14 protein-coding genes are annotated in these 12,390 nt (G+C 71.6%); 1 reads left to right on the top strand and 13 read right to left on the bottom strand.

From position 1 onward, the window contains the following. Positions 1-188: 188 nt before the first annotated feature. Positions 189-461: a hypothetical protein gene (locus AFM16_RS39855; protein ID WP_107419029.1), complete on the bottom strand. Its 273-nt coding sequence runs from the start codon at positions 459-461 to the stop codon at positions 189-191. Between the two features lie 224 nt (positions 462-685). Beyond that, the gene (locus tag AFM16_RS05050) at positions 686-1,405 is read right to left on the bottom strand and encodes a tectonin domain-containing protein (protein WP_078632599.1); all 720 of its coding nucleotides are present in this window, start codon (positions 1,403-1,405) and stop codon (positions 686-688) included. Positions 1,406-2,315: 910 nt separating this feature from the next. Between AFM16_RS05050 and AFM16_RS05040 the strand changes: the two genes are divergently transcribed. Further along, positions 2,316-2,720, top strand: a complete 405-nt coding sequence (locus AFM16_RS05040; protein ID WP_078632597.1) for a hypothetical protein — start codon at positions 2,316-2,318, stop codon at positions 2,718-2,720. A gap of 201 nt (positions 2,721-2,921) precedes the next feature. Here AFM16_RS05040 and AFM16_RS05035 read toward each other — a convergent pair whose 3' ends face one another. The 11 genes from AFM16_RS05035 to AFM16_RS04985 all read right to left on the bottom strand — a co-directional run bounded on the left by AFM16_RS05035 (position 2,922) and on the right by AFM16_RS04985 (position 12,364). After that, complete coding sequence (locus AFM16_RS05035; protein ID WP_078632596.1) at positions 2,922-3,419, bottom strand: hypothetical protein; 498 nt, start codon at positions 3,417-3,419, stop codon at positions 2,922-2,924. A 154-nt stretch (positions 3,420-3,573) separates the two neighbouring features. Continuing rightward, on the bottom strand, positions 3,574-4,380 hold the full coding sequence (locus AFM16_RS39280) for a hypothetical protein (protein ID WP_078632595.1): 807 nt from the start codon (positions 4,378-4,380) through the stop codon (positions 3,574-3,576). Positions 4,381-4,620: 240 nt separating this feature from the next. Continuing rightward, on the bottom strand, positions 4,621-5,088 hold the full coding sequence (locus AFM16_RS05025) for a hypothetical protein (protein ID WP_078632594.1): 468 nt from the start codon (positions 5,086-5,088) through the stop codon (positions 4,621-4,623). Positions 5,089-5,090: 2 nt separating this feature from the next. Continuing rightward, positions 5,091-5,519 (bottom strand): hypothetical protein, encoded by a 429-nt coding sequence (locus tag AFM16_RS05020; protein ID WP_078632593.1) that lies wholly within the window; start codon positions 5,517-5,519, stop codon positions 5,091-5,093. Positions 5,520-5,543: 24 nt separating this feature from the next. Further along, positions 5,544-6,686, bottom strand: a complete 1,143-nt coding sequence (locus tag AFM16_RS05015; RefSeq protein WP_143648325.1) for a hypothetical protein — start codon at positions 6,684-6,686, stop codon at positions 5,544-5,546. Next, positions 6,683-7,408 (bottom strand): glycosyltransferase, encoded by a 726-nt coding sequence (locus AFM16_RS05010; protein ID WP_280921904.1) that lies wholly within the window; start codon positions 7,406-7,408, stop codon positions 6,683-6,685. The genes AFM16_RS05015 and AFM16_RS05010 overlap by 4 nt, the downstream gene beginning before the upstream one ends. 50 nt (positions 7,409-7,458) lie before the next feature. Then, on the bottom strand, positions 7,459-7,848 hold the full coding sequence (locus AFM16_RS05005) for a hypothetical protein (RefSeq protein ID WP_078632590.1): 390 nt from the start codon (positions 7,846-7,848) through the stop codon (positions 7,459-7,461). Positions 7,849-8,060: 212 nt separating this feature from the next. Next, entirely contained in the window at positions 8,061-8,843 is a 783-nt protein-coding gene (locus AFM16_RS05000) for a hypothetical protein (protein WP_078632589.1), read from the bottom strand. A gap of 31 nt (positions 8,844-8,874) precedes the next feature. Continuing rightward, positions 8,875-10,365, bottom strand: a complete 1,491-nt coding sequence (locus AFM16_RS04995; RefSeq protein ID WP_078632588.1) for a putative type IV secretion/conjugal transfer ATPase — start codon at positions 10,363-10,365, stop codon at positions 8,875-8,877. Positions 10,366-10,397: 32 nt separating this feature from the next. Next, on the bottom strand, positions 10,398-10,859 hold the full coding sequence (locus AFM16_RS04990) for a DUF6238 family protein (RefSeq protein ID WP_078632587.1): 462 nt from the start codon (positions 10,857-10,859) through the stop codon (positions 10,398-10,400). A gap of 44 nt (positions 10,860-10,903) precedes the next feature. Next, on the bottom strand, positions 10,904-12,364 hold the full coding sequence (locus AFM16_RS04985; protein WP_078632586.1) for an SCO6880 family protein: 1,461 nt from the start codon (positions 12,362-12,364) through the stop codon (positions 10,904-10,906). Positions 12,365-12,390 lie beyond the last annotated feature (26 nt).

Genomic DNA, 12,390 nt, shown 5'->3' with positions numbered 1-12,390 from the left:
CTGTTGCCAGGCGCGGGCCGGCCGGTCGCCTCGGCGATCCCCTGCGGGGACGGCTTGAAATGTGTGCCTGCACCTGGCCATCAGCATCAGTTCGCAGGCGCTCTGCTCACCGAGGCGAGTGAGGCAGGAGTGGCGGCATTCGTGCTGGTCCCAGCCTGTGCCGGGCCCAATACGGGGCGGTGTGGTGGCTAATCGCCCTCTTCGAGTGCACCGGGGTGTGCGGGTCCGGCGGCAGCCGCTTCGCCCAGGCCGGAATCGCCGGCCCGTCGTAGCCGTGCTCGGTGCACCAGTTCGTCGAGGACAGCACCGCGCTCCGGCGGGTGTTGCAGGTGTTCACCGCCGAACTGCCCCCGCAGCGGTTCGAGGGCCTCGCCGAGCTCGTCGTCCGCCACCGCGGCCAATGGCCGGCCTTCGCCGGTCCGCTCGGCGCTCTTCCCGACCGCGATACCGTGGTTGCGCACCGCGTTCGGGCCGGTAAGCGAGTCGGGGAAAGCGTCGGCCGCCGTCCAGACGGTCCGTGCCTTCCCCGGTCGGCAGCGGCGACTTCGACCGCCCCAGGGGACCCGGCTGCGGCAGGGTGAGCGGAGCGGGGCGGGCGGGCCGAACGCGGCGCAGAAGTGACCGTGCGCTCGTGCGGGCCCTGCCCTCCCGGACGTCGGGCCCGCACGAAACGGCAGGGCAGGAATCAGCTCGGCTGGTCGCCGGTGTACCGGTAGACCTCGCTGGCGCCGTTGACGTGCCACACGGTGCCGTCGGCGCCGGCAGCGATGTCGGTGGCGGGACTGGGGCCGGGGATCTTGATCCACGGGTTGGTGCCGCTGGCGTCGTTGTTGGTGTACCGGTAGATGATGCCGGCGGGGTCGATGCCCCACACGTTCGTCCGGGAGCCCACTGCGATGCGCTTCAGGCTGCCGGAGACGTTCCTCCACGGGTTCGCGCCGTCCTGGTCCCCGACGTACCGGAAGATCTGGTTAGCGCCGTTGACGCCCCAGACCGTGCCGTCCGCGCCCGCCCCGATGTCGCTCAACCCGCCGGGGATCTTGATCCAGGGATTGGCGTCGTAGTTCGTGTACCGGTAGATCGCGCCGGCGGAGTCCACCCCCCACACGTTCGTCCTGGAGCCGGCGTCAATGCGGACGAGGCTGCCGGAGACGTTCTTCCACGGGTTGGCGCCGTCCTGGTCCCCGACGTACCGGAAGATCTGGTTGGCGCCGTTGACGCCCCACGTCGTGCCGTCCGCGCCCGCCCCGATATCACTCAGCCCGCCGGGGATGTTGATCCACGGAGAGCCGTCGTAGTTGGTGTACCGCCAGATGGCGTTGGCGGGGTTCAGCCCCCACACCGTCGTCCGGGACCCCGCCGAGATCGCGCTGAGACCGCCCGTGACCTTCACCCAGTCCGCCATGCCCAACTCGCCTTCCGTCGTATCGATGCTTGACTCAACCCTTGGCATGCAGACGATCACAGCAAACTGGCGAATACTTCCATCAATGCTAAAATAAGTCCGGAAATCGCCGTTTTGATCTTGCCCGCCTTGAGGGGTGGGGGGATGCGGGAGCGCGCGGATGGGAGCTTCGGCCGGAACCCCTGTCCCGCCCACGGGGGATCGACACCAGATCCGGCCTGTGCAACCGTGGTGGTGCGACTGCGGTATGACAGGCAGACGAACCCGGCGGACCCCGGCACGGCGGCCAGGGAAGGGGGCGGGTGGATCACGCCCTCGCCGACCACAAGCGATGGAAGGGCCTCGGGCCTGCACCCACTGCCGGAACAACCTGTCCGACACCTACCGCGCCATCGCCGGCCGCACCGCCAAGGTGTGAACCACAGCCTCCGACAGGCAATCCCGCCCTCACCCGCTATCACGCATCAACTCGTAAACCATCGCCCGGGCCACCCTGCAACTGCTCCTCGCCGAAGGAACCACCCTCTACCGCCTCCGCCGGGCCCAGATCCTCGACGAAGCCACCGCCACCGGTGACCCGCTCCACCTCATGGGCCTGTTCGGCATCACCAACGACACCGTCATGCGTTACATCACCACGGCCTTCCCCGAGCGCACCGCCAAAATCCCCCGCTGAGGGGGAGCGCGCTCCGGGGAACAACTGGCGCGAGCACATGCCGCCTGACTGGAAGGCGACCCGCGGCCGAACACGTCCCGGAGCTCCCGGCCTGACCACTGACAGACCGGGGACAGCGCGGTTTCACGCCGGGTCACCGGTTTTCGGCCTTTCCTCCCGGAGTCGCTGAGCACAACGCCGCGCCCTGCGACGCTCTGACCAGGTCGGCACCGCGCCGGCCCGCAAGGAGAGAACATGTCCGAGACCACGCCCCAGTCCGAAATCACCGACCTCGGGGCGCTTCAGGCAACCGAGGGTGGCCCCGCCTCCCCCGACGTGAGCAGCATCCCGGTGACGGAGATCAAGCCCGAGGGCGAAGCCACTCTGGTCCAGGTCGCGCAGGCCGACGTCACGCCGCAGGACGTGGGCACCTTCAGCGTCCGGTACGTAGGCCAGGTGCCCCAGCTCGTCGTCACAGGCGGCAGCGTTGTCCCCTCCGTCGTCACCGTCGTCGACGGCTCGGGCAACGTCCTCGCCGAATACGTCGCCCGCCCAGCCGCGGCACCCAAGCCGGTCAGCAGCCGCCTGCTGCCCCTCGACCAGCACCAGATCATCGGCTGCGTCACCCCCGACTGCTTCCCCGTCAGCCTGAGGGCGTGAACCAATGCGGCCCGCCTGCGGCCTGGCCATAAGCGGGGCGGCAGAGGTGGCCGACCGGCACCGGGGAGTCGGCGCTGCGGCCCAAGCCGGCAGCGGCGAAGCGGCACTGCCCGAAGCTGATCCACCATAGCCGTTCGCCGTACCGGCGCACACCGCCATGCCAACCCGAGCACAAGCCGGGCCGGTGCAGCAGTCCCTCCATCAGGGAGGCGCGTGTGTCGTCTGCGGTCGAGGTGAGGGCGTGGGCCCAGCCAATGACGCTGACCGCTGCCACTCTCGGGTCCTGCACCGGGGTGTGGATTCATGGGCTCCGTGGCAGCGGCGTCTTCCCGACGCCTTCGACACGCTGGACTTGACAGGGAAGCCTTCGGTGACTAGCGCGGTGTACGCGCGGGTCACCAGCTGGTGGCGGGTGCGCTCGGCCCAGCCCAGGATCTTTTCGAGCCCTTCCAGGGGCGGCATGTCGAACTGGGTTGCCCAGTCCGCAGCGGCGGCCTGTTCGTCTGCGCGCTTGGCGGCCAGCCACTCGGCCGTGCTGGCGGCGTCCGCCTGGTGATCGGCCCGCCAGCAGTCGGTGCACTGCCGGGTGGCGAGCCAGCGGGCGTATCCGGCGCGCTGATCCGCCGAACGGCTGGACAAATCAACGGTGTTGCTGTGTCCACAGCTGTGGACGATCTCGAAAGACGTGGGGATGGCCATGAAGGACTCCTTGCAATAGGGGAAAGGGGGATCGGTCGGGGTGTTTCAGAGCCGGCAGTGGGCGCGGGCGCCGGGCAGGTGACGGGGATGTCGGGCGGACAGCGACTCGTGCGAGCCGGGTCAAGTCGGTGCCGTCGCGAAGTGCCTGGGATGGTCACCGGGCCGGACTCGAGCCCGTAGAGGTGCTGGGCGGCCGGGGAGGCAGACCCGGCGGCGCGGTGGTGCGGTTCGGGGAACGGCCTGCGGCGTGCGGATCAAGGGAGCGGACCATCTCGGTCACGCGCCTGCCGTGCTCGAGCCACCGGTCCAGCACTTCGGTCACGGGCCCGTCGTCAGCAGCCGGATCGGCAGTCAGCGCTCGGCTGGCGCGGTCGAGGGCGCCGGCCGATTGCGCGGATGCGGGCCAGGGCCCGGAGGCACGCAGGTGGCGGATCAGGTACGGCGCGTGCGCCCGCAGCGAGAGCACCAGCGGCAGCATCTCGGGGTGCTCCGCAGTGTGGCGAGCAGCGTGGACCCGGGCCAACGTGGTGTCCATCATCTGCAGATGGGCCTGGACCAGGGCCCGGTCGTAGGAAGGCAGCAGGGCCCGGATGACCTTGTCCACGGCCGCCGGGGCTGTGCTGGCGGCGATGCTGGCGGGCTGGGGAACGTCCAGGGCGAGGAAGTCGGTGTGCGGCGCGATTGCGCCGACGAGAACCTGGTGGTCCCACGGGCGTTCCGTCACCACGAGTACGCGGCCGTCTTCATGGGTGAGGAACGCGGCGGCCGGCATCTGCCGGCTGTAGCTGCGCGTGGCCGTCGGCAGCGGACCGTCGGGCGCAGACCATGCCCGGTGCAGACGGTTCCGGGCGTCGGACGCAGGCAGCTGGAGGTTGCCGAGCTCCAGCTCCCATGTCCCGGCCAGGGCCTGCGCGATACGGCTGGCAGTGTCGCCGATGAAGGGCTGACGGCTGACATCCACGGAGATCCCGAATCGGCTGGCGTTCCCGTAAAGGGCTTCGATCGCCGCCTGTGCCGAGACGGGATCCGTCAGGGGCAGGACGTGGATGCCTTCGTGGCTCTCGTCGAAGCGGGCCAGGTCGAGGGCGGCCCGGGCCCAGTCGGAGCCGGGCCCGGCGGGAAGGGCAACGATGCCGTCCTCCGGGCTGAGGTGCAGCGTGATCGTTGCGGCGGCGGAAGTCAGTGGTGTCTCCGTGGGAGGTCAGCGGGAACGGGGCGTTGCCGGCAGCGCGGTGGAGACCGGCGCCCGGACGGGCCCGGCTGCCGGTGCGGGGCGCGGGGTGCTGGCGGCAGGTGTCTCGGCGGCGGTCTGGGCTAGGCCGATGAGCTGCTCGCCTTCGGCGAACCACAAGGCCATGCCGTAGCTGTCGCTCTGCCGGGCCAGCTCCAGGGAGGTCTCGAAGTAGTCGAGGAGCAGCTCCGCGTGGGCCGAAGGCTTTGCGGTCTGGGGCCCGCGCACGTACGCGATGAGGGCGGGGGCCAGGTTGAGGAACCGTGCGAGAGCGTCGGTCAGCACGCGCGGAAACGGCTCCAGGACTTCTCCGGGCTCGTACGCTTCCTGGGCCCAGCGCAGCTCCCAGGCTGCCTCGATGAGCCGCTCCTGGAAGAGGGCGCTGGCAGCGACTGCTTCGGGTCTGTCCTCGCTGATGCGGATCGGGGTGTCGGTCATGGTCACCGTGTCCGTGCGACGGTCGAGGAACGGGTGACGGCGGAGGGCATGGCCGGGGCGGTGACCTGGGGGCTGGCGCCCGCGCGGTGCTGCGGTGACCGGGCGGAGGCCGCTTGGGCAATGCGAGCGCGTCGTTCGGCCAGGCAGTTGGTCTGGGCCGGGCAGGGAGGCGCTGCGGTGACGGCCGGGTCGAGGGAGAGGTCCGCGTGCACGGTGAAGCCATGGCGGCGGAGATCGTGGACGGTCTGCCGGGCCCGGCGCCGCAGGTCCTGGTCGGGACGGGTGAGCCGGTACAGGTCCGGTCGGCCGGGGACGGGCTCGAACTGCTCGTGCTGGAGGTACCAGTCGGCTAGGTGGGGCGTGATGGCCGCGGTAGCACGGGCGACCACCCCGTGCTCGGGGTGCAGCCCGAAGTGGAAGTGAGGTTGCATGGGTGTCCTGGTGGTCGGGAGAGGTCATCGGCTGCGGGGCGCCCGCTCGAGGGCGGATGGCGGGGCTTTGCCGACGGCGGGAATCGCAGGCCGGACCGTGGTCGCAGGGCCGACGGGGCGGGTGGCGCGGGCTTGCCGCAGCAGGGCCGGTGAGTCGGTCCGCCATCGGCGGAGGGTCTCGGCCGTGCCGGGCGGTAGGGCGGCAGGCGAGGACGCTGGCGCCGGCCACGTGGAGGACGCCGCGTCCGGGTGAAGGAGCTGGTGGAGGCGGTCCAGGGAGGCGGAGTCCTCGGCGTCCGCCACAGGGCGCACACGGGAGAGGAGATCAGCGGCGTGGGGGCGCAGGCGGCGCCACTCCACGGAGCTCTCTTCGAGGTACTGCTGCTCGGTGTGTCCGAGGGTGGCCGGGTCGAGGCGGGTGCCGTCGCTGTAGCGGCCGGACTGCTGGATTGCGGTCCACGCCGCATGGAGTTCCTCGAGCCTGCCGTGTGCTGCTTCGATGGCGGCCAGGAGCCGTTCGTGGACGGCCTGCTCGTACGAGGGCAGGAATGTGCCGGTGACCAGGCCGGCGGCATGGGCCGCGTCGGAAGGCAGCACGATCGAGCGGGGGGCGTGCGGGTCGGCGTATTTGTCGTCGAAGGTGGCGCTGGCGAAGGCGCCGAGCAGGTACTCGTGGGCGCTGCCGGGCCGTTCGACCAGGAGGAGTTCGATGCCGGCGCCGTTGGTGAGCTGGGCGGCGTACGGGATGCGGATGTGCTTCACGGAGTCGATGAGTTCGCCCGCGTCCCACAGGAGGGGGACGAGGTCTTCCTGCCACACCGGGTGGGCGTAGACCTCGACCTTCACCGTCCACGTCCCGGGCAGGCCGTCGGCCAGCGCGGTTGCGTAGTCGCCCAGGTAGGGGCGGGGGCCGCCGAAGAGGTGGACGCGGTGTCGGCGCGCGGTTTCTGCGAGGGCACGCAGAACGGGTTCGGCGGTGTCCACGTCGCGCAGGGCGTACGTGCCGTCGGGGCGCCGCTCGAATCCGGGCGTGAGCTGAAGGGCAGTGTTGGCCCACCGGTACTGCTCGCCCAGGGGGATGGCGACCAGGCCGTCGGCCGGGCTGAGGGCGAGGATGATCTGTGCCAGGCCCCTGGAACGGGGCGTCGTGCGGTCGTCCATGCTCACGCCCGGCTGGTGATGGCGTTGCGCAGGCCGTGTCCGAACGCGTGGGCATGGCGGCGGGCGGCCAGCTCCAGCTCCTCGTACTGCTTGCCGCGGGTCATCTGCCCGTCGTGCTTGCGGTACCGGTAGACGGGTAGCGGGAGGAGCACGCCGGGGGCCAGTGCGGTGACGCCGACGGCCGCCATGTAGTCCTCGCCCTGGACGAGGCCGCCCATGCCGCCCGCCGCCCGGACCAGGCGGGTGCGGGCCAAGATGGTCGTCGGCCCGACGGGGATGGTGTCCTGCGGCCGGGGCCAGTACGTCACCACGTCGCCGGCGGCGTGGTAGCCGGGCGGGGCCGGGCATTCCCACACGCGCCGTGAGCCGTCGGGCAGCCAGTCCTCGCTGTATCCGGCGACCCACCCGAGCTCGTCGGTGAAGGTCTCCAGGCGTACGCCCAGGCTCCAGTCGGGGAAGACGTCATCGTCGTCGGCCCAGTTCACGAATTCGGTGCGTACCTCGTTCAGGCCGAGGTTGCGGGCGCAGGCGGCGCCGACCGGGCGGGGCAGGGCGAGGGTACGGATGCGTGAGTCGGCGGTGATCGGTGCAGGTACGAGGGCGGGGTCGGCGCCGTCGAGGACGAGGATGGCCTCCCAGGGCACGGTCTGCCGGGTGAGGCTGGCGTGCATCTCCTGCAGGTAGGGCAGGCGCTCGGGGCGGAGCTGGGTGGCGATGACGACGGTGATCTGCGGGGCGGACAGAGACTTCTCCGGAGTGCGGCCTATGGGCGGGGCGTTCAGCGGGTGATCCGCGATCGGGCGGGTGCTGGTGCAGGGGCGACCGGCTTGGTGATCTTCAGTGGGGTGGCGGGAGCCTGGATGGGTACGGGCCGGTTCGAGTCCCATAGCGAGAGGGTGCCGGAGATCCGGGAGAGGGGGTCGGTGTCCCAGGGCACGATGGGGCCGATGTCGTACCAGGTCAGGGCGATGACCTCGATGCCGTGGTCGTGCAGGACGTAGCCCCATTCCAGGCCCATGGCATCGGCGTTGGCGTCGGTGACCGGGATCGGTTTCGCGGGGGTGCCGTCAACGTTGAAGACGTTGTCGAAGGGTGCGCTTGGGCCGCGGTCGCCGTGGGGGTCGAGGCGCTCCCGGACGTTGTCGGGCGCACCGTCCAGGAGGTCCATGCCGAGCTGCTTCCAGTCGTGGGGTCCATCGATGAGGTGCCGGCGAAGGGCGTCGAGGTCACTGCCGAAGCGGTAGCGGGCGGCGCCGAGCAGGAGGGGGAGCTGATGGTCGGGGTAGCCGTCGTAATGGCAGTAGATGCCCTCGTAGCCGGTACCGGTGGGGCGGGCGATGAAGCTGCGGGTGCTGATTGCGGTTTCCTTCGTGCAGGTGGTCAGCGGGCGCGGGCGGCAGGGGCTGCGGGCAGTGCGGGGACAGGCCGGGCCACGGCCGGTGGGCGGGGCGGGAGCGTGGCTGTGGGCGTGGCGTGACGCAGGTTCACGCCGATCCCGTGCTCGGCGAGCCGGAGGGCGACGGCCTGGATGCGTACGGCGCGGTCGGCCTCGCCGTAGGAGGCGGGGAGGAGGAACGCGGCTTGGTGGGGCACGTACTGGAATCCGTGGACGTACAGCACTTCCCTGGCTTCCTCCAGGACGTCCTTGTACGGCGCCCCGACCACCCCGTCCTCGTACCAGGTCAGGGTGAGGGTTCGGTCGACCTGCGGCGGGGCCTTGCGGTGCGGGGGTTCGGGCCGGTCGACGAGGCTGCGGCGCACCGCGTCGCGGGCGGATTCGTAGCGGGGCAGCAGCCGCCGCGCGATGTGGGCCGCGGCCCGGACGGGATCGTTGGGGACCGCGATCCCGTTGGGTTCCTCGATGCCCACGAAGTGGTGCGGCTCGACGTCGGGGCCCAGCGGAGCGACGACGAACTGGCGTGGCCGCAAAGGCCGGTCGGTGACGTAGAGGTGCTGGCCGTCCGGACCGTGGAGGACGGCCTCGTGACCCAGGACGTACTGGCTGACGATGTACTCGACGTGACCGCGGTCCCAGAGACGGTCGATGGTGGCGCACTGGTCTTCGAAGGTGAGGTGCAGCCGGTAGTTGCTCGTCCACTGCCCGGGGAGACGGGCGGCGAGCGCGGAGGCGAACAGGGACAGGTCGGCGCGTGCTGAAGACATGGGTTCCCGGGTTGGTTGAACGTTTCTGCGGTCAGTGCATGCGGGCGTCTGTGTCGAAAAGCTGCAGCTCGGCGGGGTGCAACTGGTGCTGGACCACGAAGCTCCGGCCAGCCACCTTCCACAGGCCACGGCCACGGCTGAGGTGGGACAGCGCTGCGGTTTCGACGCTGGTCAGTCCGAGGAGTCCGGCGGCGGCGTGCAGCTGGTCGGTCTCCTGGCGGTAGATCACGCGGGTGCTGCAGTCGGCGAGCAACCCCTCGGCCAGTGCGCGGCTTTGGCTGCCGGCGTCGCCCGCGGTCAGCAGGTCGGACAGCCGGTGGATGACCATGGCGTTGGCGATGCCCAGGCCGCGGGAGAGCTTCCACTGGGCCTGCATGCGCATCAGGAGGGCCGGATGCCTCATCAGTCTCCACGCCTCGTCGTAGATCACCCACCGTCGGCCGCCGTATGGGTCGGTGAGTGCGGCTTCCATCCAGGCCGAGGCGCACGTCATGGCCAGGACGAGGGCGGTGTCGTCGCTGCCGCCGAGGCGGGAGAGGTCGATGGACAGCATCGGGCTGTACGGGTTGAAGGCGCTGGTGGAGGGTGCGTCGAACATTCCGGCCAGGTCTCCGAAGACCAGGCGGCGCATGGCGTGGGCGAGGTCGCGGGCGGCCTCCCCGAGCCGTCCGGCCAGGAGACCGCCGGCGAGGTCGAGGCCGGGCCCGTCGGCGAGGGCGTGGGCGATGTCGCCGAGCAGCGGGGGCCGGCCACTGGCCGCTGCCCGGGCTGCGGCGGCGTCGAGCGCGACGTCGAGGACGGTGTGCTCCATGGGGAGCAGGTCCCGGCCCAGGACGGTGCGGGCCAGGGAGCCGAGGAGCAGCAGACGGCGTTTGCGGACCTCGCCTTCCCACTCCGCCTCCGGTACGGACTGTGGCCGGGGTGCCGCGTCCAGCGGGTTGAGCCTGCCGGGCAGCCCCGGCCCCAGTGCAATGGACGTGCCGCCCAGGGCGGAGGCCACCGCGCTCCATTCACCTTTCGGGTCGCACGGGACGTACACCCGGTACCCGAAGGCGACGGACCGCAGGGCCAGGCTCTTGGCCAGGGCGCTCTTGCCCTGCCCGATCACCCCCGCGAGCAACAGGTTCGGGTTGGTGAACCCCTCCACTTTTCCGTACAGGCTGAACGGGTCGAAGGTGAAACTGCCTTCCGCGTGCAGGTCGCGGCCGATATAGATGCCGTCGGCGCCGAGCCCGCCTTCGGCGAGGAAGGGATAAGCGGCGCTGGCCACGGCGGTGGTCATGCGGTGGGCGGGGAGTTTGAGGCGGCTGCCGCGGGCGGACGCGGGGCCGGGGCGCCCGGCGAGCGGGTACACGGCATCGGGGTAGGCGGCCTCGATGGGGTGCTGTTGAGCGTCGGTGCCGGCGGCGCTGCGGGCGCGGGCTTCGGCGCGGGCCGTCTGCTTGCGAAGGGCCCGGCGCTGGGCGCGGTCGATGTTGTGCGGGGTGAACAGGGGGGTCGCGCTGGCGCGGCGGTGGGACAACGGTGCTCGCTCGATTCCGGGGCGGGGGTGTTTCAGGACGCCGGGGCGGCGAGGTCGGCGGCCGTGGTCTTGCGCCGTATGGCGTGGGAGGCGGCCAGGTGGCGCTGGCAGATGGTCAGCACGGGCGGGCCTTCCGGGAGCCGCTCGGGGTGGCAGTCGCTGCCGCCGGGGGCTGCGGCGGGCAGCAGGTGGAACGCCGCGTGGACGGCGTCGGCTGCCTGCCACAGACGGGCGTGGGCGGTGGCCAGGTGCCGCCCGGAGGCGAGGCGTTCGGGCCGGGTGCGTTCAGCGATCTGGTCCAGCAGCCGGTGCAGGGCGGTGAGGTGGGCGTGCAGGCTGTCGAGGTGAGGCCGGTCGGCGGGCCGGGCGCTCTCGCCGGCGGACGTCTGTGCGGTGAGGGTGCGCGTGTGGTGGCGCAGGCCGGCGGTGGCCGCCCGCAGATACGGGTGGGCGTCGCTCGTGGGGAGGGCGTCGCTGCGGTCGTCAGGTGACAAGGGCTTCTCGCGGGGGATGGGCGCCAAGATGGCGGGCGGGCGGGTTAGAGGGTGTTGCGGGCCAGCGGGAGAGCGCCGGCGGTGAAGGCGTCCGTCTGCTGGTAGATCAAGCGCCGCAGGTCGACCTGGGCGCCGGCGGCAGCCGTTTCGATCTGCGCGCAGGCGGCATCCAAGTGGGCGTCGGTGTCGGCGGAGACGGTGAGTAGCCCGGTCAGTGCGACGTCCGCATGGCCGGAGATCAGCTGCTTCTCGCGGGTCTTGACGTCCGCGTACTCGACGTTGTCCGCCTCGGACTCCACCTGGCCGCGGCGGCGGCGCTCAGAGGCGTCCGCGATGATCGCGGCCTTGCGGCGCTGGACGTCGCGCAGGGCGGAGTCGATCCCCTGGGGGGCGTAGATGAGGGAGAAGGTGCGCCGCACACCGGTGCTGAACATGATGTTGTGCAGGAATCCGGCGTGGGTTTCGGTCCGGGGCCAGTTCTCGACCCAGTAAGTGGTGTGCCGGGCGGAGTCGGTGATCACCCGGTCGGTTTCCTCGACCTGGGCGACGGGGCCGGCGGCGGCCGGGTCGGCCTCGGCGCGGCCGGTGGAGGACCACTGCTGGAGGCGGGCGGTGGAGGCGGGGTCGTAGGCGGTGCGCAGCACGGCTGCGATCTCCCGTGGGCCCAGCCATCCGGTGACGGTGAGGCCGGCGGTGCGGGCGGCCTGGGCGACGGACGCGGTGGTTTGCGCCATGACGGTGAAGGCACCGTCGAGCCCGCCGCCGGCCTGACTGACCAGGCGCTTGGCGGCTTTGAGGTCCAGGGCGATGGCGAGGTACGCCTCGTGCGGGGCGGCGGCGGGCCCGGCGGATTCGACGAGCGCGGAGTAGATCTGTCCGGCGACGGGGGCCTGGGGGTTGCCGTGCTCGGCCCAGTGCCGGGCGAGGCTGTCGCCGGAGTCTGGGACGGTGCGCTCCATGACCTGGACGGTGGCGACGTGCCCGGTGCGGGCGATGCCCGCGAGCGCCCGGCCCCATGCGGACACGTTGCTGTTCTGGGTGGCGGGATCGAGCAGGGCGAAGGCGCGGGAGCTGACCTTGGCGACGGCGGTCAGGGTCTGCCGGTGGGGGTCGTGGACGGCGGCGGCGCCGGATGCGGAGGTGGCCACCCGGAGCGACGCGGTCGTTCCGGGCAGGTGGAGCAGCCCTTCGACCTGGGGCCGGGAGACTGGCCGGGCCCGCCACACCGTCTGCCCACTCCGGCGGCGTTGGGCGTACCGGGCGACGAGCGGCGCCCAGTCGATCAGGGACCGGCCCTCCCGCCGGACTCCGACCAGGACGGCGGTGGTGATCCACAGGGGGGCCAGGACGACGGCGCCCATCAGACCGGAGGTCACCACGGTGACCAGGAGGAGCGCGAGGGCAGAGGAGACGAGAACGAGCTGGGGGAGGCTGAGGCCCAGCAGGATGCCGCGCCGGGACCGGTGGGGGAACTTGACGGTGAGGGGGAGAACTTCGGAAGACAAGGTTCGGGTCCGGGTCGGGTCGGGCC

The organism is Streptomyces antibioticus, from assembly GCF_002019855.1.
Taxonomy (GTDB): domain Bacteria; phylum Actinomycetota; class Actinomycetes; order Streptomycetales; family Streptomycetaceae; genus Streptomyces; species Streptomyces antibioticus_B.
This window is presented reverse-complemented; position numbering and strand designations above follow the sequence as displayed.